The 20,691-nt window shown below is 28.4% G+C and carries 19 protein-coding genes; 6 read left to right on the top strand and 13 right to left on the bottom strand.

Translation table 11 applies throughout. The features are described 5' to 3' along the window. Window positions 1-17: 17 nt before the first annotated feature. A complete protein-coding gene (locus GFJ41_RS01045; protein WP_035113809.1) occupies window positions 18-2,006 on the bottom strand; it encodes a tetratricopeptide repeat-containing diguanylate cyclase in 1,989 nt (662 codons plus the stop codon). A 165-nt stretch (window positions 2,007-2,171) separates the two neighbouring features. Here GFJ41_RS01045 and GFJ41_RS01040 point away from each other — a divergent pair, with 165 nt between their 5' ends. Continuing rightward, window positions 2,172-2,477, top strand: a complete 306-nt coding sequence (locus tag GFJ41_RS01040) for a hypothetical protein (RefSeq protein ID WP_035113811.1) — start codon at window positions 2,172-2,174, stop codon at window positions 2,475-2,477. A gap of 467 nt (window positions 2,478-2,944) precedes the next feature. Then, a complete protein-coding gene (locus GFJ41_RS01035; RefSeq protein WP_035113813.1) occupies window positions 2,945-3,208 on the top strand; it encodes a hypothetical protein in 264 nt (87 codons plus the stop codon). A gap of 86 nt (window positions 3,209-3,294) precedes the next feature. Here the strand turns inward: GFJ41_RS01035 and htpG are convergent, their stop codons facing one another. Continuing rightward, a complete protein-coding gene (gene htpG, locus GFJ41_RS01030) occupies window positions 3,295-5,169 on the bottom strand; it encodes a molecular chaperone HtpG (protein WP_170074382.1) in 1,875 nt (624 codons plus the stop codon). 187 nt (window positions 5,170-5,356) lie between these two features. Here htpG and GFJ41_RS01025 point away from each other — a divergent pair, with 187 nt between their 5' ends. The 3 genes from GFJ41_RS01025 to GFJ41_RS01015 all read left to right on the top strand — a co-directional run bounded on the left by GFJ41_RS01025 (window position 5,357) and on the right by GFJ41_RS01015 (window position 10,060). Then, window positions 5,357-6,019, top strand: a complete 663-nt coding sequence (locus GFJ41_RS01025) for a TetR/AcrR family transcriptional regulator (protein ID WP_025161441.1) — start codon at window positions 5,357-5,359, stop codon at window positions 6,017-6,019. A 76-nt stretch (window positions 6,020-6,095) separates the two neighbouring features. Next, window positions 6,096-8,189: an efflux RND transporter permease subunit gene (locus tag GFJ41_RS01020; RefSeq protein WP_035113817.1), complete on the top strand. Its 2,094-nt coding sequence runs from the start codon at window positions 6,096-6,098 to the stop codon at window positions 8,187-8,189. Between the two features lie 2 nt (window positions 8,190-8,191). Next, window positions 8,192-10,060 (top strand): methyl-accepting chemotaxis protein, encoded by a 1,869-nt coding sequence (locus GFJ41_RS01015; RefSeq protein WP_170074381.1) that lies wholly within the window; start codon window positions 8,192-8,194, stop codon window positions 10,058-10,060. 46 nt (window positions 10,061-10,106) lie between these two features. Here GFJ41_RS01015 and GFJ41_RS01010 read toward each other — a convergent pair whose 3' ends face one another. Next, the gene (locus tag GFJ41_RS01010; RefSeq protein WP_170074380.1) at window positions 10,107-12,098 is read right to left on the bottom strand and encodes a sensor histidine kinase; all 1,992 of its coding nucleotides are present in this window, start codon (window positions 12,096-12,098) and stop codon (window positions 10,107-10,109) included. Between the two features lie 206 nt (window positions 12,099-12,304). On the opposite strand from GFJ41_RS01010, the gene GFJ41_RS01005 reads away from it, so the two are divergent. Continuing rightward, window positions 12,305-13,546: a peptidoglycan-binding protein gene (locus GFJ41_RS01005; RefSeq protein ID WP_170074379.1), complete on the top strand. Its 1,242-nt coding sequence runs from the start codon at window positions 12,305-12,307 to the stop codon at window positions 13,544-13,546. A 137-nt stretch (window positions 13,547-13,683) separates the two neighbouring features. Here the strand turns inward: GFJ41_RS01005 and GFJ41_RS01000 are convergent, their stop codons facing one another. The 10 genes from GFJ41_RS01000 to GFJ41_RS18925 form a co-directional block, all read right to left on the bottom strand. Then, entirely contained in the window at window positions 13,684-14,157 is a 474-nt protein-coding gene (locus tag GFJ41_RS01000; protein ID WP_021429301.1) for a EutQ-related cupin domain-containing protein, read from the bottom strand. Window position 14,158: 1 nt separating this feature from the next. Next, window positions 14,159-15,250: an ethanolamine utilization protein EutH gene (eutH, locus tag GFJ41_RS00995; protein WP_021429370.1), complete on the bottom strand. Its 1,092-nt coding sequence runs from the start codon at window positions 15,248-15,250 to the stop codon at window positions 14,159-14,161. A 2-nt stretch (window positions 15,251-15,252) separates the two neighbouring features. Then, complete coding sequence (locus tag GFJ41_RS00990) at window positions 15,253-15,810, bottom strand: BMC domain-containing protein (RefSeq protein WP_035113822.1); 558 nt, start codon at window positions 15,808-15,810, stop codon at window positions 15,253-15,255. Then, entirely contained in the window at window positions 15,803-16,075 is a 273-nt protein-coding gene (locus GFJ41_RS00985; protein ID WP_021429325.1) for a EutN/CcmL family microcompartment protein, read from the bottom strand. The genes GFJ41_RS00990 and GFJ41_RS00985 overlap by 8 nt, the downstream gene beginning before the upstream one ends. 13 nt (window positions 16,076-16,088) lie before the next feature. Further along, window positions 16,089-16,769 (bottom strand): TIGR02536 family ethanolamine utilization protein, encoded by a 681-nt coding sequence (locus GFJ41_RS00980; protein ID WP_170074378.1) that lies wholly within the window; start codon window positions 16,767-16,769, stop codon window positions 16,089-16,091. A 14-nt stretch (window positions 16,770-16,783) separates the two neighbouring features. Continuing rightward, the gene (gene eutD, locus GFJ41_RS00975; RefSeq protein WP_035113826.1) at window positions 16,784-17,416 is read right to left on the bottom strand and encodes an ethanolamine utilization phosphate acetyltransferase EutD; all 633 of its coding nucleotides are present in this window, start codon (window positions 17,414-17,416) and stop codon (window positions 16,784-16,786) included. Between the two features lie 12 nt (window positions 17,417-17,428). After that, the gene (locus GFJ41_RS00970) at window positions 17,429-18,187 is read right to left on the bottom strand and encodes a cobalamin adenosyltransferase family protein (protein WP_035113829.1); all 759 of its coding nucleotides are present in this window, start codon (window positions 18,185-18,187) and stop codon (window positions 17,429-17,431) included. Between the two features lie 74 nt (window positions 18,188-18,261). Beyond that, window positions 18,262-18,549 carry an ethanolamine utilization microcompartment protein EutM gene (gene eutM, locus GFJ41_RS00965; protein WP_021429341.1) on the bottom strand — a complete coding sequence of 96 codons (288 nt, stop codon included), beginning with the start codon at window positions 18,547-18,549 and terminating at the stop codon, window positions 18,262-18,264. A 60-nt stretch (window positions 18,550-18,609) separates the two neighbouring features. Next, window positions 18,610-20,079 carry an acetaldehyde dehydrogenase (acetylating) gene (locus tag GFJ41_RS00960; protein ID WP_170074377.1) on the bottom strand — a complete coding sequence of 490 codons (1,470 nt, stop codon included), beginning with the start codon at window positions 20,077-20,079 and terminating at the stop codon, window positions 18,610-18,612. Window positions 20,080-20,081: 2 nt separating this feature from the next. Continuing rightward, window positions 20,082-20,684 (bottom strand): BMC domain-containing protein, encoded by a 603-nt coding sequence (locus GFJ41_RS18925; RefSeq protein ID WP_170074376.1) that lies wholly within the window; start codon window positions 20,682-20,684, stop codon window positions 20,082-20,084. Between the last annotated feature and the right edge of the window lie 7 nt (window positions 20,685-20,691).

Below are 20,691 nucleotides of genomic sequence, written 5' to 3'. Positions count from 1 at the left end.
CTCGGAAATAAGATATTTTAAAAGCAAGTATATCTATTTCTTCCATTTGTTTTGGATTTATATAATCTTTCATCCGCATCTGTTATAATTTGTTCTACATCTTCTTTAGATGCTATTTTCCCACATTTAATTCCAATACTAAGAGTAACTCTATCACTTGCTTCAGAAAAATCATGTTTTATATTTGCTTTATACAACTTATCTCTTAAAATACTTATTGATAGTAAAGTTTCTTTTAGATTCCCTTCTGAAACAATAGCAAACTCTTCGCCTCCATATCTAAATACATAATCTTCGCTAAATGTGCTTTCAAGTATTTTAGATACCTTTATTAACACTTCATCACCTTTTAAATGTCCATAATTATCGTTAAAAGCTTTGAAATAATCTATATCTATCATTATAAATGTAATATATTTTTGCTCCTCTGAAAGTTTCTCTAGCACATTGTAAAAGTGTCTTTTATTATATACATCTGTTAAAGGATCTTTTATAGATATTTCTTCTAAATCTTTATTTAGCCTATTTATCTTGCTATTTTTTATAGCTACTATAAGTGCGAGTATAGAAATTAATGCTAATAAAATTATAGAAAATAATAATTTAAGATTTTGAGCTTTTTGGCTTTCTTTATATATTTTAGCTTGTAAATCAAAAAATATTGTATCTGTAGATTCTGCATTTTCAGATTTATTTTCGTATTCATCTAAAATTTTATTATACTTTATAATATTTTTATAATCATTGTGTTCTTCTGTTAAACTGATTATATCTTTTAATACAGTTATGTATATATCTGATTTTATGCCTCTTTTTTTAATTTCATTTAATAATTCATTATAACTTTCTAGGGTTTGTGAATATGTGATATTTGAATCACCTTTATAATCATTTCCAATCTCTAATTTTTTTAAATATAAGTCTGAATTAGGATACGCATTTAAAGAATTTTCATTATACAATTTCTTAGCTTTATTTAAGTATTCCTTAGATACTTTTAAATTATCTTGATCTAATTTAACATTTGAATAAACCATATACAGCCATATTAACTCTTTATTTTTTTCGGTAGGTTCTAATTTATTTGTAATCTCTTCATACTTAGCTCTTAATTTTTCTGCCTTTTCATTTTCATTTAACTTAAAATATGATTCCATTAAATACCCTATCACTGACAAGTTTTTATCATTCATTTTAAACTTATCATCCTTAAGAATTGACTCGTATACATATGCGGCTTTTTTATAATTTTCTTGAACATAATAATTTTCACCTAAATTTATAATTGCTTTACACATATTTTCATAGTCTTTATTCTCATATGCAATTTTCCAACCCTCCATAACATAAGTTAAAGATAAGCTAAATTGACCGTTAGACCTATATAAAGATGCCAAAAAATTATATTCTGCCATTTTTGTTTTATCTGTACTTTCTAATTTTATAGCTTTTTTCATTAAATCAATACTATCGCACATGTTTCCTTTGTATCTTAAATTCATCCTTGCTAGTGAGTAGTAAAAATTTGATAGTTCATCAGTTAAATTTGATTTAGTTGCAATTTTTTTAGCTTCTTTAAAGTATTTTTTAAATTGCTTAATATCATTTGTACGAATAGCATTAAATGATAAGTTTCTATATATTTTAAAATCTACCTCACTATTTTTATTTTCCATATATCCAATAGATTTTATTAGGTAGTAGTTTGATTGTTTATAATTTTTTTTCAATGACTCTATTTTCCCCAGAGCATAATAACTATTTTTTATATTTTTTTTATTTTTCATAAGCTTTTGATTAAGCTCATTTCTCAACTCATTTTTTATTTTACCTTCATATTCATTTATATCTTTTTCAGATAAATCCCCTACCATTTTTTCATTTTCAGTGTTTATCAATTTTATGGTGTATATATTATCATATATACCATCTATAGCTATCACTCCCAAAGATATAAACGTTATAACTAATACATATATAAATATTTTTTTCATATTGTTTCTCAAAATCTTTTCTCTCCTCAAGTTTCCCGTGTTTAAACTATATTAATATTACCCTAAATTTATATTATCAAACAATACCCAAAAATTAGTATAAAATTTTGTTACTTGACTTTTTTATTGTAAAATGATTACGATTATAGTAAATATGATTTTTTAGGGGGTTTTTTAATGATTGGTACTGAAATTGGAATAAGAGCTATTCTAGGATTATTATTTATAGCTTATGGGCTTATAGTTTCCGGAATAGAGAAGTACAGAGGACTTCCTTTCTTTTATTCTAAAGACCAGATAAATGGATCTATAAATGGTTTTATATGCTTATCTGTAGGGGTACTATTATTATGGACTAATCCAAAACAAGGTATACTTTGTGCTATTATTGCTATTGCTTTATACTCTATAGTAAAATTTTCAGTAGGTAAAGTAGTTGAAAATAAAATAAAAAAACAAGAAAAAAATAATAAAAATATGTAAAATCAATATGATAAATTATAACTAATAAGGGTTCATTATTATACTCAAAATACGACAAAGCTTTTAGCTTGTATTTTAATATAATAATGAACCCTTTTATACTAATTTCATTTTAATATTCAACGTAATACACTATAGAAATACCATATTGTACCTACGGAGCTTAAACAGTTTTATTCTTTCTTTTTTGGTTTAGATATCCAATTAATGTTATAACTGATAATATAAGCATAAAACATACTGATAATAATTTTTTCATAATCATGTCCCCCATACTTTTCTGTTATTTTACAAACATTTTGTTTTTACATTTCAAATATACCATTTTTGTATATATATATCAATCTATTTTCGGAACCTTCCAAATTTTCACACCAATTATTACTGTTAATATTCAATTTATTTTTACCCCCGCATATAATAAATTAGCTACCATTTAAATTATCTATAATGAGGATGTGTTAAATATGTTTACCAAATTAGTAGGTCTAAGATTGGTTATAGGTATATGCTTTATAGGTTATGGCCTTTTATTATCTGCACTTGAAAAATATGATGGTTTGCCTACTTTTAATATTAAAATCAAAACAAATGGATATATAAATGGATTTACCTTTATGGTAGTTGGAATATTAATTTGTTCTACCAGCTTTATAAACTTTATAATCTCAACCATAGCTTCAATAGCACTACTGCTTATTGAATCTTATTTCATAAATAAAAAATTGTAACATAAATAAGGAGTACTGATATGTTTTAGCTACATTTCAAGCTTCTTTTCAGCTTGTGTAGCAAAACATATCAGTACTCCTTTATTCTATAAACCTATTAACATATTCATAAGTTTATTATTTCTACTTATAAACTCATCTAATTCCTTAGCGTCTAATTCTTTATTTGCAAGTAATGCAACATCTACAATTTGATTACATATTAACTCTATTTGATCTTTTTTACTTTCATCGTCTTTTAAAGATACTAACTTTTTAATTATAGGACTATTGTCATTTATAACTAAAGTTTTTTCTTCTTCAAAGTTCATTCCAAGATCCATTCCTGCAAATTGTGATTTCATTTCAGCCATTCTTCTAGATTGTTCAGATACTAATATTATAGCTGTAGTATCCTCACTCTTTAAGCTTTCTACTGAATAATCTTTTACTTTATCTTTAACATATTCTTTGAATAAATTTTCTATTTCTGTTTTATTTTCTTTGTTTTCATCTTCATTTTTGTCTTTTAATACATCTGATAAATCTGCATCTATTCTATTAAATGTAACTCCTTGATTTTTAAATTCTATAAAAGATATAAAATGATTATCTATGCTAGAGTCTAGTATAACTGCATCTAAATCATAATCTTTAAATAGCTTAATGTATTGTGATTGCTGTTCTTCATCACTTACATAGAATACTTTATTTTCATGTTTTTCCTTACATTTTTCTAAGTAATCATTAAGTGTAATATAATTTGAATTTATATCTTTAAATAATAAGATATCTTTTATCTTATCATAGAATCCTTCGTCTTTTAAGCATCCAAACTTAATAAATACTTGTATATCATCCCAGAATTTTTCAAAGTTGTCTCTTTCATTTTTATAAAGTGATTTTAGTTTATCTGCAACTTTTTTAATTATATGCTTAGATATTTTACTTACATCTTTATCATTTTGTAAGAAACTTCTAGATACATTTAATGGTAAATCTGGACAATCTATTACTCCTTTTAGTAATAATAAGAACTCTGGTATAACTTCTTTTATGTTATCTGCAACGAAAACTTGGTTATTATATAATTTAACTTTACCTTCTATAAGTTCAAATTCATTTTTTAATTTAGGGAAATATAGTATTCCTTTTAAATTAAATGGATAGTCTACGTTTAGATGTATCCAGAATAATGGCTCATCAAATGTGTTAAATACTTTTCTGTAAAACTCTTTATATTCATCATCTGTGCAATCTTTTGGAGATTTTAACCATAAAGGATAAGTATCATTTAATGGTTTTATTTCATTTTCACTATTTTCATCTTTCTCTTTAGAGCTATCCCTAACATCTAAATAAATATTTACAGGTAAGAATGAACAATATTTATCTATTATGCTTCTTACTGTGTACTCTTCTAAAAACTCTTTGCTATCATCCGCTAAAAATAAAGTTATAGTAGTACCTCTTGATTTTCTATCTTCACTTGCTGAAAGTTCATATTCTGTTTGACCTTCACTTACCCATTTTACAGCTTGAGCACCTTCTTTATATGATAAAGTATCTATTTGAACTTTTCTAGATACCATAAATGCTGAATAAAAACCTAATCCAAAGTGTCCAATAATATCATTTTCTTCGCTCATTTTATCTTTATATTTATTTACAAAGTCTTCAGCTCCTGAAAATGCAACTTGATTTATATATTTTTCAACCTCTTCTTCAGTCATCCCGATTCCATTGTCTTCAAATATAAGAGTTGAATTATCTTTGTCTATTGTTACATTAATTTTATAATCTTGATCTTGTTTATTTTCTATTTCTCCTAGTGATACTAATTTTTTGTATTTATTTATTGCATCACAACCATTACTTATAAGTTCTCTTACAAATATATCCTTATCAGAATATAGCCACTTTTTTATTATAGGAAATATGTTTTCTGTATGTATTGATATGTTTCCTTTTTTATTCTCCATATTTATCTCCTCCTTAAATTTATCTTTATTAAATAAAATTGGGATAAAGTAAATCCCCCTACATTTATTATTTTATCATCTTTGTTAGCACTGTCAATACTAGAGTGCTAATTTTTTTAAAATAGATTACAAATTAAAAAAATGTTGTTAAAATGATACTATAAACAAAATTAAAGGGGTGATCAATGTGGAGTTTGAACATAAGGATGACATTAGAAATACAATAATACTAGAAGCATCTAAGCTTTTTATTCAGCAGGGGTATACAAAAACAACAATAAGACAAATAGCACAAGTCTGTAATTTAGGTAGAGGTCATTTATACTACTATTTTAAGAAAAAAGAAGATATTGTTTTATATCTTTACAAAAACTTAATCGAAAAAATTTATTTTCACACAAAGAGATCAAGTAGTGAGTCTATAGATCCTCTGCTTAGTTATGCTATAACCCAATATATATACATAAAGACTATAGCAACTAACCAATCTTTATTTAGAGTTTACATAGAAGCATCTGAAATAGACTCAGTAAGAAAGGAATATCTTAAAACTCTAGGTGAAATATTAAAAGCTAATTTAAGAGAGTTAAATTTTGATTTTAAAGAAAAGGATATAAGTCTAAGCATTGTAATTGGTTCAGCTGGGGAAGATGAACTTTTGCGTAGATTTTATAAAAATGATATCAACTTAACACTAGATGAAATTATTGAAAGTACAATAAAAACTAGACTTTTGTTATTAAATATCAGCCAAGAAAAAGTAATTCAAATTATTTCAGACACTAAAGAGTCAACTAATAACATAGAAATTAATGAAATAATAAAAAACATAAATATACTTGACATATAGGTTGTACTACTCATACAATCTATTTTGTAAACAAATTTGGGCATGCCTAAATATTTTAGAGGGGGGTAAACTTTAGATGAGGGGATTGTCAAAACAAATAGCTAAAAGAAGTAAGTTAATTTTAGTAATAGCTATACTATTATTAGTTCCATCAGCAATTGGCTTTTTAAACACAGACATAAACTATGATATCTTAAGTTATTTACCAGATAATTTATCGACAACACAGGCAGAGAAAATACTTAAAGACGAGTTTGATTGCGGATCTTTGGCTATGTTAATAGTTGAAAACATGGAAGATAAAGATGTAGCTAAGCTCAAAGAAAAATTAACTAAAGTTGAAGGTGTAAAAGATGTTTTGTGGGTTGATGATGTTGTAGATTTATCAGTACCTAGAGAGCTTTTACCAAAAGATGTAACAGACTTATTGTATACCGAAAATTCAACTCTTATGGTTATTAAATTAGAAGAAGGTTCTGCAGCTCTTAAAACATTAAATGCTGTAGAGGAAATAAGAAAAGTTACAGGAAAGCAAGCATTTCTAAGTGGTATGGCAAGTATCATAAAAGACACTAAAGACATTTCAGATAAAGAAACTCCACTATATGTAGTAGTTGCTGTAATACTTACATTAATAGTTTTAAGTTTTACAATGGATTCATATGTTACTCCATTTATATTTTTACTTAGTATAGGATTTGCTATAATCTATAACTTCGGTAGTAATATAATATTTGGTGAAATTTCTTATTTGACCAAGGCACTAAGTGCTGTATTACAACTGGGGGTTACCATGGACTACTCCATATTCTTACTTCACAGGTATGATGAAGAAAGATCCAGATATGATAGTCATATAGATGCAATGGCCGTAGCTATTTCAAATACCACAACAGCAGTATTTGGTAGTTCATTAACCACAGTAGCAGGATTTTTAGCTCTTTGTGCAATGGATTTGGCCCTTGGAATGGATATGGGCTTAGTTATGGCAAAAGGGGTTTTACTAGGAGTTATATGTACAGTTACTATACTTCCTGCTCTTATACTAATCTTTGATAAGCAAATTCATAAATACAAACACAAACCAATTTTACCTACATTTAAAAAATCATCAAAAATAGTTGTTAAACATTACAAATTATTAGTAGTTTTATTTTTATTGATGTTTATACCATCTGTAATAGGTTCATCAAATGCAAAAGTTTATTACAACCTAGACGAATCTTTACCTGATGATTTACCATCTATAGTTTCTACAAACAAATTAAAAGATGACTACAAAATGAATAGCACAAATATCATTTTAGTTAAAGATTCACTTGATTCTTATAAAGTTGACCAGATGATTAAAGAAATTGAGAATTTAGATGGAATAAATTCAGTTGTTGCACTTGAAAAAGTAATAGGCCCTGCAATAGTTGAAGATATACTTCCAAATGATTTAATAAGTTCAGTTAAGTCTGGCGGATACGAACAACTCATAGTAAATTCAGAATATCGAGCTGCAACAGATGAAGCTGGCATTCAAATAGATAAACTAAATAACATAGTTCATAAATACGATAGAGATGGTCTAGTTGGAGGAGAAGCACCTTTAACTGATGACCTTATAAAAATTGCTGACACAGATTTTAAGAAAGTAAGTTTAGTTTCTATAATAGCTATATTTGTAATTATAGCAATAGTATTTAAATCACTTTCTCTACCTATTTTATTAGTTTTAGCAATTGAATCAGCTATATTTATAAATCTTGGAATACCTTACTATACAGGTACCGTAGAACCTTTTATCGCATCAATAGTAATAGGTACTATTCAGCTTGGTGCAACCGTTGACTATGCAATACTTTTAACTTCTAGGTTTAAAGAAGAATTAGCTGTAAATGATAACAAGTTTGAGGCTATGACAGCTTCAATACAAAGCAGTGCAAGATCAATTGTAACAAGTGCTTTATCATTCTTCTCCGCTACAATAGGTGTTGGTCTTATTTCTAAACTAGAAATGATAAGTGCATTATGTTCACTTATGGCAAGAGGAGCTATCATAAGTATGTTTATAATCATTTTTATGCTTCCTGCAATTTTATTAGTTTGCCACAAATTTATAATAAAAACTAGTAAAGGGTTTGTGACTCCACAACCTAAAAATTTAAATAAGGGGGATATATAAGGATGAAAAGAATTAATTTACCAAAGGCTTCAATAGCTACTTTAACTACACTTATGATATTTTTAAATACTGGGATTTGCTTTGCAGATGTAAAAAAAGAAGAAACTGTATATGCCATATTAAATAATAATGGTAGTGTTGAAAAGACTATTGTTTCTACTTGGATAAACAGCGATGAAAAACTTGGAAAATTTACTGATTCTAGTAATCTTAAAAATATAAAAAATGTAAAAGGTGATGAAAAACCTGTAATAAATAATGATTCAGTTGAGTGGAATGTTAACAAAGAGGATTTATACTACCAAGGAGAGAGCTCTAAAAAACTTCCTATTGATGTAGATATTCAATATGAATTAAATGGCAAAAAAGTTAGTGCTAAAGAAATTGATGGTAAATCAGGTAAATTTAAAATAACTATAGACCTTAAAAACAATGAAAAGAAAATCCGTAAAGTAAATGGTAAAAATAGAGATATGTATGTACCATTTTTAACAGCTACTGAAGTTTTATTTGAAAGAGATAATTTTAAAAATATAAAAATAAACAGTGGAGAACTTCTAGATGATGGTAAAAAATCTAGTGTAACATTTGCATCTTTCCCTGGTTTAAAAGAAAGCTTAGACTTAAGTAAAGATATAGAAGATTATTTAGAATTAGAAGACACACTGGTTATTGAAGGAAATGCTAATAAATTTAAAATGCCTAATATAATGGTTATGGCAACTCCAAAAATTCCAGAGCTTAAAGGAATTGATAAAAACTCTACGTTAGATGATTTATCTAAATCTTTAAATGATTTAAGAAAAGGCGGAGATGATTTATTAGATGGATCCAAAAAATTATTGGACGGAAATAATGAACTAAACACTAATTTCGCCAAATTTGATCAGGGCGTAAAATCTTTAGATAAAGGATCTAAGGATTTAAGTAGTGGTATAGATAAATTAAATCAATCAGCTCCATCTTTAGATAACGGTGCAAAAAGCGTAAGTAGCGGTCTTAGTCAACTAAATGATTCTCAAGGTAAGTTTTCTAATGGTGTTGAATCTTTTGTAGGAAATACTAATAAGCTTTATGACGCTTACTCAGCTATTAACAATGGTATTAATAGTGCTAGTGAAGGTGCTAATGCACTTAGTTCTGGACTTTCTAATGGTGCTTCTGGTGTAGATAGTTTAATAGCTTCTACAAATAATATAGACCAAGTTTCTGGAGGATTAAACAATATAGCTGGAGCTTTAGATGAATCTAATCCAGAAGTTGCTAATCAGTTAAGAGGATTAGCAGGTTCTTTAAGTCAAGTTTCTGAAGGTCAAAGGGGTGGCCTAAATAGTTTGAAAGATGGAATGGGCAGTGCTGTAAGTGGAGCTAATAACTTAAGTGCTGGACTAGAAAACTTAAAATCTGGTTCAAATAGCTTTAGTTCTAACTTCAAATCTTTAGTGGATGCTGGTTCAACTTTAAGTAGTAGTTCAAAACAATTATCAGCAGCTACTAATAAACTTGAAGATGGTAGTAAAAAATTGGCTGCTGGAACTGGTGAATTAAGCAAAGGTACTAACCAACTAGCTCAAGGTAGTAAAAGCTTAGTTAGTGGTACTAAAACTTTAAATGATAATTCAAGTAAACTTTTAAAAGGAACAAATGATCTAGCAAAAGGATCTAATGAATTATATAAAGGCGTTAATAAATTAAAGAAAGATGGGCTAGATAAAATATATAAAGAAGGAAATACTAAATTATCAGATATACAAGGCTTAGTAGATGTTAAAGATGAAATAGTTAAACTATCTAAAGATTACAATAACTTCTCTGGTCTTAATAAAGATATGGATGGAAAAGTTAAGTTTATAATGAAAATAAATGAATAACATAAAAAAAGAAGCTATTTTCATAGCTTCTTTTTTTACTCTTTATTTAAATATCTGATAACTCTAAATTAACCATTTTATTTGTATCTACATAATTTGAAGGATCATATTCTGGTAAACTTTCATCTATCTTTATAGGAAGAATAATTCTAAATAAAGATCCTTCTTGTAGTTTGCTTTCTATCTCTATCTTACCACCATGAATTTCTACTATTTCTTTTGATATACAAAGGCCTATACCACTGCCTTCATTTTTTCTAGTATATAAATTATCTACTTGATAGAACCTTTGGAATATGTAGTTTAACTTATTATCCGGTATTCCTACTCCATTATCTTTTACTTCTATAATAATATCCTCTTTATACTTGTATATCGATAATTCTACAACTCCATTTTCATTTGTAAATTTAATTGCATTTGATAAAAGGTTTAACACTACCCTTTGTATTTGATAAACATCCACAGCAGTATTTAATTCTTCATATTTTGTATCAAATATCATTCCTATATTTTTTATTTTAGCGAATTCAATACTTGATTCAAAAACATCTTCTATTACACTAACTATATTGCAATTTTCTAAATTTAGACTAAGCATTCCACACTCAGCTTTTGTCATATCTATTATATTATTTGATATCTTTAATAATCTATATGAGTTTTGATTTATATTTTCTAATTTATCTATGACATCATCTTCTTTAGCTTTACCCTTAGATATATTGTATTCTAAAAGCTTAGTTGTGCCCAATATTATGTTTATAGGTGTTCTTAGCTCATGGCTTAAATTTACTATAAAATCAGATTTTAGCTTTTCACGTTCCTTTGCCTTCTCTTCATCTTCTTGTTGTTTTTTAATATCTTTTCTATATCTTGAAGTTGCTTTAACAACAAACACAATAGATATTAAAAAGAATACAAGTAAAGTAAGTAGTAAGTGTTTCATCCACTTTGGAGCTAATAGTTCATATTGCCCTTTATTTATTAAGTTTACACTTGTTCCTACATCAAAAGGATCTATATCATATTCATATATACTTTTATAATCAACATACGCCTTTGCAGATGGCTCTATCTCATTTTCAATCTTTTCAATAGGAATGCCATTTTTTATTTTAGCTATCACATCACAAATAATTTTTGCCTGTTCTTGACCTATATCTACGTGTCCTCCAAGAATACCTGCATGTAAATAAGTCTGATCATTCGAATATATAGGTGCACTACTATACTTTTTAATATCATCTATTAAATCCTTAGGTTCTACATACCCACTTGATTTTTTGCACTGAAATTCACCAGCTATAATGTTTATAGTATCTGGTTTATCATCTGACTTTTTTATTTTAGATATTATATCTTCAGTGTAGTTACTTTGTATGTAGTTTATATCTATTTGATTGTTTAAATAAGTATCTATAAGTTTATTAATTTCGCTTTTTACAGACTCTCCATACTTAGACTTTTCAACTATTAAATTTATATTTTCAGTTTGTTGATTAAGTGAATATACCAAGTTCATTAAATTTAAGCTATCATCACCATGATATATACCTGCCATGTATTTTTTTTCTTCTTTGCTTCCATCTAGTTTTCCGTCTACTCCACTAAATACTAATGGAATTTTATAAAAACTACTACTTGGATTTAGTACCTCTTTATTAAACACTTCAAAAGACTCATCATTTACAGTATATATAGCATCTATGCTGCCCTGTGGGTACTTTTCATTTAACATGTGCTTTAATGACTCTATGTATTCATCATTATAATTATTTCTAAAATCTAGGTATTCAATTTTAAAATTTATACCCTCGTCAGGATTTTTTTTAGAATAAGATTTGAGCCCATCCATTATAGCCGCTTCCCAGTGATGTCCTTGATTGTATGAGTTTAATACCAAAACATTAAATCCACTTGATTCTTTTTCATATGCTTCATATGCTTCCACTCTATAATTAAACATTTGGAAAAAGATTATAAAAATAAATATTAATATAAAAATATATTTTTTCATTCCCCGTTTTTTTTTCATTAAAAAATTCTCCCTGCCCTTACTTAAATGTACTTCACATATAATAATTCTACATAGATTAGCTTTTTACCTCCTGTTTTTCAAAATTTTTACATTTTTTAATTTATTCTATTTTCATCATAAAATTAACTTGATACTGCAAATGGTACACTTTAAATATTTTATTCATACATATAAATTAATAGATTATTTAGGGGGGGATTTTTTTGTATAAAGGATTGTTGACAATTAAAGTAACTGATGAAATTACAAACTTCCCAATTGAAGGAGTTTCTATAAATATATGTGCAATGCCTAAAGAGGGAAGCACCAAAAGTAAATATATTTATAAAAATCTCATTACCAATTCATCTGGGATGGTAAAAAAAGTATCATTAGATGCGCCAAATTTTATTTACTCTCAAGTTCCTAATTCTCCTAGGGCTTATAGTACTTATATACTAACAATATCTAAAGATGGTTATCAAAGTGTTGTAATACAAGGAGTTCAGATACTTCCTCTTGTAGAAGCTATTCAAAACATTTCGCTGTCAAAAATTTCTGCTTTTACTACTACAAATAAAAAGATTTATAAAATTGGGGACAACGTATTATACGGAAACTATCAACCTAAAATACTTGAAGATGATTTAAAAAAGGTCCCTTATGTATTGTCTAATGTCGTAGTTCCAGAATATATAATAGTTCATGACGGTATGCCAAGTGATAAAAATGCACCTAATTATTGGATTCCATTTAGAGATTATATTAAAAACGTGGCAAGTTCTGAGATTTACGCTACGTGGCCAACTGAAACAATATATGCAAATGTAGTAGCCATAGTTTCATTTACTTTAAATAGAGTTTATACTGAATGGTACAGAAATATGGGATATGATTTTACAATTACATCTACTACAGCCTATGACCATAAATTTATATACAATAGAAATATTTTCGATACTATAAGTGTTGTTGTTGATAATATATTTAATGTCTATATTCAAAGACCAAAAGGAAATCCTCAACCACTTTTAGCTCAGTACTGTGATGGAATTCAAACTCAATGCCCTGGAAAAATGACTCAATGGGGAAGTAAGTACCTAGGAGATCAAGGTTATAAATTTGATGAAATTTTAAGATATTACTATGGCCAAAACATAGGCCTTCAAGGTACAGATATGATAAAAGGAGTTCCTTCTTCATTCCCTGGATATACGCTTACACTTTGGTCTACAGGAGAACCAGTTAAAACTATACAAAATCAATTAAACGCTATAGCTAATGCTTATCCTGCTTTACCTAAGGTTGATGTTGATGGTATTTACGGTCCAAAAACACAAGAAAGCGTTCGTAAATTCCAAGAAATATTTAGAATGACCCAAAGTGGAAACGTTGATTTTGCTACTTGGTATGCTATATCTAAAATTTATGTAGCAGTAACTAAAATAGCAGAGTTTGAAATATAAATTAAAATAATACAAAATAGCGAAGTATACAATGTAAGTTTTAGCGACCTTTAAAGCATCTTTCCAGCTTTGGAAGCAAAACTTATATTGTATTCTTCACCTATATAGTATTTTGAATATTAGTTTTTAAATCTAATTTAATTTTGTGAAGCCCAATCAGCAGGATAAGTTACATATATAAATCTAGCATAATCCTTAACTGAGAATTGTATACTACTACCTTTTGGTATTAATATTAATTCCCCTGCAGATGCTGATACCGTTTTTCCATTTATTATAATATCTAATGTTCCTTCTATTACATAATCTACTTCATCATAATTTAATGTCCAATCAAATGTAGTTTCTTTCATCTCCATTATTCCGCATCCTAATCTTGGACTTTCTTCTAATGTAAATAAATCTTTGGTATATACTACATCACTTGGATTACCAGTATCTAATCTATTTGATTCATCAACCTTTACAGTTGGAAGTTTTATAGAAATTACTCCGCTTTCATCTTTATCTCTTAAAAAGTCAACACTGTTTTCGCTGCCATTTATCTTTTCTTGTATAATTTGTCTTACTAACTGTTCTAACATAGATTTATCTAAATTCTTTATATCCATCTTAAGCATTCTCCTTTTTTAACATTTTGTTTGCTAATCTCATAGCTAAAATAACTGCAGTAATTCCTCCAACTAACTTAGCTACTATCATTGGTGCTATCATGTCAGCATTAAATCCAGCAGTAAATCCTAAATGATCTCCAAATACAAATGCTGCAGATACAGCAAATGCCACATTTATAATCTTACCTCTATCATCCATATCTTTCATCATACCAAACATAGGTATACAGTTAGCTAAACTTGCTACTAATCCAGCTGCTGCTATATCATTCATTCCTAAAAGTTTACCTAAAGCCATAAGTGGTTTATTGAAAACTTTAGTTATAACAAATACTAATGGGAATGCTCCTGCTAAAACTATAGCTATATCTCCAACAATTTCTATTCCCTCGCTAATAGGGTTCATTCCTGGTATTACAACAATACCAGTTAAAGCTTCAACTATTGCTGCTGCAAGTCCTAAAGTTATTACTATAACAACACCTTTACCAAAGTAAGTAAATCCTTTTATCATTGCACTTTCAAACTTCAATAATCCTAAAGCTATTATTGCTGCAAAGATTATTATAGGAATTAAGTTTCTAATTATCATCATTACATCAAATCCTGCAACTAATCCTCCTATAAACGCTCCTATAGGTATAGTTATTATCCCTGCAAGAATTCCTGTTGCTAAGAATTTTTGATCTTCTTTATCTATTATTCCAAGTGCTACCGGTATTATAAATACTATAGTTGGTCCCATCATAGCTCCAACTATAAGTCCTCCAAACAATCCTGCATTTGGATCTTTTGCAAGTTCCATTGCTAGAGGTGCTCCTCCCATATCATTTGCTAATATAGAACCTGCAAACATAGCTGGGTCAGCTCCTAACATATCAAATACAGGAACTATAATAGGTCTTAATACATCTGCTAGTACTGGAGCTAAACATATTACCCCTACCATTGCAACTGCAAGTGATCCCATAGCAACAATACCTTCTTCAAATTGTTCACCTAACCCAAATTTATTGCCTATGCACTTATCTATAGCACCCAATACCATAAATGCTACCATTATATAGATTATAATTTCATTTATACTCATGGCTATCCTCTCCCTATTAAATGTTTTATTATTTTTTCATCTACATGAGGCATTACTAAAGCTTGTATTACATCCTTGTCCTTCAACACTTTTTTACCTTCATCTATTCCGTAATTTACGCTACTTAAACTTCCACAAACTATATATACAAGTTTTCCACCTATTGCAAATGATAATTGAAGTTTAATTATGGTTGTATCGCTACTTTTTAAGGTTTTGTCTAATGCTTTTAATCCTGCACATACTTTGCTAGTTTCCATAACCCCTATGCAATTAACTTCATTTATAGGTTCATATTTGTTTTTCAATGCACCTATTATACTTTCGTGTACTGCGTTTATAACAAAACTATCTACTACAAATCCTTGTGATATACTAAGTCCATACTCAATAGCTGTGTTAACTTCTCCTGTATCACCACTTATAATTATTATAAACTTTCCAGGACAAATACTTTTTAAGTATAATATATCAACATAAGATTTTTTAACCATTTCATTAGATACTTCAATTCCCTTTGCAATACTTCTAAACTCTATAGAGCCTATGCTTTTATTCATCATGTACCTCTAGTGAATCTACAACTCCAACTATAGTAGCATCAACCGGTATAGATCTATCCTCCAAAGATTCTCTAGCTCCAGATCCTCGTGTTACTAATACTAAATCTCCATTACCTGCTCCTGCATTATCAGCTGCAACTAAAAATCCATCACAATATGAATCGTTATCTTTTAAAAGTTTTAAAACTAATAGTTTTTGTCCACATAATTTCTCATCTTTTCTTGTGGCCCAAACATTTCCAACTACTTTTCCAATCTCCATAAGAATATCTCCTTTACTCTTTATCTAATTTTAAGTTGTGTATTCTTATAAAATCATTAGCTAGTGGTGTTATTATACTTTTCTTACCTAATAAAATTTTATCTATACCATTTATTTGAGGTTTTCTTAAATCAGATTCTGATATAAGTTTTTTACTTCTCAAATCAAGTGTATTCTCATTTAAGTTTACAGCTACGTTTATTTCTTTATTTTCTTTTACATATTCCTCTTTGTAGATAAACTTAGTTTCATTTAATATGCTTTTAGGGTTATTTATAATTTCTACTCCATAGCTCTTAATTTCTTTTTCAAAGTTTAAATATTTATTATATAAAGTCTTAGGTGCTGTTTGCTTGTACCTTTTATATTCAAGTCCATCTTCCATTACATAAACTTTTTTTCCGCTCATAATCATCTTCAATATAAAACGTTCTTCATCTGATACGCTATTTCCCATAGCTAAATTACAAAGCCCTCTCAAACAAAGTCTTGATATTACTAAAACATCACAATCTTTTATATCTTTGTGATAGTTTAAAACTTTAAATTTATCATTTAAGAATTTATATTTGTCTTCATCTCTTTCCCACATTAATACACACTTAGGAAGATCATTATTTTCTTTTACACCTTGATTTTCAAGTTTTTTATATATTTCATCTACTATAAATTCTATAAGCTTATCATAATCCATACATATCACCTACCTTATAGATTATTTTTTATTATTCTAGCTAAACATCCTTTGCTAAATCCGCATGCATTGGCTTCATCATAATCAATATGCATAAATGTCTCAAAGTTTTTGTTAACTCTTATAACAACATCGTCAAATATTAATGGTCTTCTTCCAAATACCTTAACTTTTACAACTTCATTGTCACAAACGTTAAACTTTCTAGCATCTTCTTCATTCATATGCACATGTCTTTTTGCTACCATAAGACCTTTTTCTAATTCAACACTATCTTTTTCTGTATATATTTTTACACCTAGTGTTCCGTTTAAATCTCCACTTTGCTTTATAGGTGCTTTTAATCCTAATTGAGAACAATCAGTTAAAGACACTTCAACTTGAGTTTGTGGTCTTTCTGGTCCAAGTACTATAACATTTTTAAATTCGCCTTTAGGTCCACTTATGCAAACTCTTTCTTTACAAGCATATTGCCCTGGTTGAGATAAGTCCTTTATCTTTGTAAGTTGATAGCCTACTCCGAATAATTTATCTATGTCCGCTCTACTTAAATGAATGTGTCTTCCAGATGCTTCAACTTCTATAAATGCTTCTTTTTTTACTCTTTTTACAACTTCATCTACGATATTATCTAATGCTATATTCATGCTATCCTCCAACTATTTATATTTATTTGTTCTAATTTTATAGATCATAATCCAAAATACTGAGGATAATCGGTTTAAAGCTTTTATTAAATCTTCTCTTTCAACTTGTCCATATTCTCCTTTAAAAGCTTCATATGCAGCAAGTTCAACCTCTCTTGTTAGTGTTCTTATACTATTTATCTCAACTACCATTTCTCCCATTTCATAATTTGGAAACTCATGTCCTATTCCAAAGTATTTTTTAGGATAATGAGATTGTTCTCTTAGTTCTTCAGGTGTCAATCCTAAAAGTTTAAATTCTTCTAATTTTTCTTCTAAAACTTCACATCTCATTATAGTTCTGACAAACACTAAAACTTCTTGAAGATCTTTTAGTAACTTTTTCATTTCATGCTTTTGACATAAAATCTGAGCTTGTAAAATTCTAGCTTCTAAGGAATCTACCTTACCTCTTAAAATAATTCTTTTATGATCTTTAAATACAAGTAAATTACCGTTTAAAGAAGTCATATGTTCAGGTTTTTCGTCTAAGTTAGCTCCAAATACAGTAACATACTTATATTTTTTTTCTTGTTTTACATCAGCTTTTTCTTCATTAGATTTATTTTTTTCTATTTCATCTAATGAGTTTACGTATTTTAAAACTATATTTTTATCAGTTAAATACGATTTTGCTGAAGGAGTTATAATCTGCCCCTTTTCTATATAAAACTCTTTTACATCTGTATGTCCTATTTTTTTTCTTACTTCACTTTCTGTTAAAACACCCATATCCTCACAACTCCTATCGGATGTGTAAAAAGGGGTGTCTCAATTGAAACAACCCCTATTTACTTAAATTTTTATTACTTTTCGCTAACTTTTGGTAATATAGCGTCTACTTCAAAGTGTGGTCTTGGTATAACGTGTACTGATACTAATTCTCCTACTCTTTCAGCTGCAGCTGCTCCTGCATCTGTTGCTGCTTTAACAGCTCCAACATCTCCTCTTACCATTACTGTAACTAATCCTCCACCAACTTGCTCTTTTCCAACTAATTGAACGTTTGCTGCTTTAACCATTGCATCTGCTGCTTCTATTGCTCCTACTAATCCTTTAGTTTCTATCATTCCTAATGCGTTTGCGTTTGCCATAATCTTATCCTCCAAAATTTTTATAGTTTATTTTAATTTTTATTTAATATACTTTTTTAATTATCTTAATTCTTCAATTATTCTTTTCACTAAAATATTTATTAAGTCTTCGTTATCACCTAAAGATATGTTTGCATTTGTATTTTGAGGTCTATCTCCTCTTATTTCTTCCATTTCTTTAACTCCATAGGCTACTTTTTTAATGTTTATTAAATCAAGTGGTCCTATATTGTTAGATGTTGAACTTCCACCTATAGCTCCACATCCTAATGTTAGAGCTGGAGTTAAGTTTGTTGAAGCTCCTATTCCTCCAAGAGTAGATGGAGTATTTACTAAAACTCTAGATACTGGCATATGAAGAGCAAATATTTTTACTAGTTCTTCATTGTTAGCATGCATTGAGAATGTATGCCCAGCCCCTTCATTTAATAATATTTCTATACATCTAGTTATTACAGAATCTATATTTTTTTCTACATAGAATGCAAGTATTGGTGTAAGCTTTTCTCTAGAGTAAGCCACATCTGGTCCTACTTTTGTTTCTCTTGCAACTAAAACTTTAGCTGTACTTGGTACGTTGTTTAAATTTGCTAATTTACAAATAGTTTCAACACTTTTACCAACTATTTGAGGATTCATAGTTCCATTAGCTCTCATTATGAATTTAGAAAGTTTTTGGCTTTCCTCTTCATTTAATAAGTAAGCTCCTTGATTTTTAAGTTCACTTACAACTTCATTTTCAATAGATTCTTCTATTACTATAGATTGTTCTGATGCACATATAGTTCCATTGTCAAATGTTTTAGAATCTATTATTCTTTTAATAGCTAGTTTGATATCTGCACTTTTATCTATAAAAGCTGGTCCATTTCCAGGTCCAACCCCTATAGCTGGTGTTCCTGATGAATATGCAGCTTTAACCATTGCTTCTCCACCTGTTGCAAGTATTAATGAAGTTAATTTATGCTTCATTAATTCACTTGTACCTTGTAGGCTAGGTGTTGTTATACATCCTATTGCATCTTTTGGGCATCCTGCATTAACTGCTGCATTTCTTATTATTTCTACAGTTTCAAGGATACATTTTTTAGCATTTGGGTGTGGAGAAAATACTATAGCATTTCCACCTTTTAAAGCAATCATAGCTTTATATATTACAGTAGATGTTGGGTTAGTTGATGGTATAAGTCCAGCTACAACTCCAACTGGTGTTGCTATATCTATAGTTTTATTTTCTCTATCTTCACCTATTATTCCAACTGTTTTTGTATCTTTTAAAGTTTCATAAACCATCTTAGATGCAAATACATTTTTAATTATTTTATCTTCATATTTTCCAAATCCAGTTTCTTCATTAGCCATTTTAGCTAGCTTTTCAGCATTTTCAAATCCTGCATCTGCAATAGCTTTTACTATTTTGTCTATTTGTTCTTGGTTCATAGATTCTAGTTTTTGCTGTGCAGCTTTAGCATTTTTCACAAGAGTTCTAACTTCTTGTATTGATACTAAATCTTTATCTAAAAGTGTCATTTTTACTCATCCTCTCTATAAAACTTATCTACTAAAGAAATTAACTCTTCTTTCTTTAAAGCATTTAATTCTTTAGATGTCTTAGTTGATCCTAATGACTTAGCTAAGTTTTTAAGTTCTTTTACACTAAGATTTGATAAATTAGGTTTTTCTAACTCATCTTTCTTATCGTTGTGTTCTTCTACTTCTACCTCTATGGTATCTATTTCTATCTCTTCTTGAATATCTTCTACTTCTTTTATTTCAACTTCTGTTTCTATTTCTTTTTCTTCTATTTCATGTACAGTTTCTTCTTCTATTTCATGTACAGTTTCTTCTTCTACACTTTTAATATCTTCTTTTTTAAATAAAGCATCGTGTACATCTGCATGTAATCTTGGTATAACATGTGTAGCTCTTAATATGCCTACTTTCTCAGCAGCATACTTAGCAGCTTCTACTGCTGATTTTACGGCTCCAACATCTCCACTTACTTCAATTGTAACTATGCCTTGTCCTACCTTTTGTATTCCAACAACTTCTACGCTTGCAGATTTTAAACAAACATCTAGAGCTTCTATCGCAGCAACATAACCAATTGTTTCAACTAATCCTAAAGCATTCATTATCTAA

This window comes from Paraclostridium dentum (genome assembly GCF_012922555.1).
In the GTDB taxonomy this organism is placed as follows: Bacteria; Bacillota; Clostridia; order Peptostreptococcales; family Peptostreptococcaceae; genus Paraclostridium; species Paraclostridium dentum.
The sequence above is the reverse complement of the archived record's forward strand: the minus strand, read 5'-3'. Positions and strand labels throughout refer to the sequence as shown.

Excerpts from the sequence above, each read along its gene's own strand:
- GFJ41_RS01040 (WP_035113811.1), top strand. The coding sequence starts at position 2,172 with ATGATTGGTACTGAAATTGGAATAAGAGCTATTCTAGGATTATTATTT.
- GFJ41_RS01035 (WP_035113813.1), top strand. The coding sequence starts at position 2,945 with ATGTTTACCAAATTAGTAGGTCTAAGATTGGTTATAGGTATATGCTTT.
- htpG (WP_170074382.1), bottom strand. The coding sequence starts at position 5,169 with ATGGAGAATAAAAAAGGAAACATATCAATACATACAGAAAACATATTT.
- GFJ41_RS01020 (WP_035113817.1), top strand. The coding sequence starts at position 6,096 with ATGAGGGGATTGTCAAAACAAATAGCTAAAAGAAGTAAGTTAATTTTA.
- GFJ41_RS01015 (WP_170074381.1), top strand. The coding sequence starts at position 8,192 with ATGAAAAGAATTAATTTACCAAAGGCTTCAATAGCTACTTTAACTACA.
- GFJ41_RS01010 (WP_170074380.1), bottom strand. The coding sequence starts at position 12,098 with ATGAAAAAAAAACGGGGAATGAAAAAATATATTTTTATATTAATATTT.
- GFJ41_RS01000 (WP_021429301.1), bottom strand. The coding sequence starts at position 14,157 with ATGGATATAAAGAATTTAGATAAATCTATGTTAGAACAGTTAGTAAGA.
- eutH (WP_021429370.1), bottom strand. The coding sequence starts at position 15,250 with ATGAGTATAAATGAAATTATAATCTATATAATGGTAGCATTTATGGTA.
- GFJ41_RS00990 (WP_035113822.1), bottom strand. The coding sequence starts at position 15,810 with ATGAATAAAAGCATAGGCTCTATAGAGTTTAGAAGTATTGCAAAGGGA.
- GFJ41_RS00985 (WP_021429325.1), bottom strand. The coding sequence starts at position 16,075 with ATGGAGATTGGAAAAGTAGTTGGAAATGTTTGGGCCACAAGAAAAGAT.
- GFJ41_RS00980 (WP_170074378.1), bottom strand. The coding sequence starts at position 16,769 with ATGGATTATGATAAGCTTATAGAATTTATAGTAGATGAAATATATAAA.
- eutD (WP_035113826.1), bottom strand. The coding sequence starts at position 17,416 with ATGAATATAGCATTAGATAATATCGTAGATGAAGTTGTAAAAAGAGTA.
- GFJ41_RS00970 (WP_035113829.1), bottom strand. The coding sequence starts at position 18,187 with ATGGGTGTTTTAACAGAAAGTGAAGTAAGAAAAAAAATAGGACATACA.
- eutM (WP_021429341.1), bottom strand. The coding sequence starts at position 18,549 with ATGGCAAACGCAAACGCATTAGGAATGATAGAAACTAAAGGATTAGTA.
- GFJ41_RS00960 (WP_170074377.1), bottom strand. The coding sequence starts at position 20,079 with ATGACACTTTTAGATAAAGATTTAGTATCAATACAAGAAGTTAGAACT.
- GFJ41_RS18925 (WP_170074376.1), bottom strand. The coding sequence starts at position 20,684 with ATGAATGCTTTAGGATTAGTTGAAACAATTGGTTATGTTGCTGCGATA.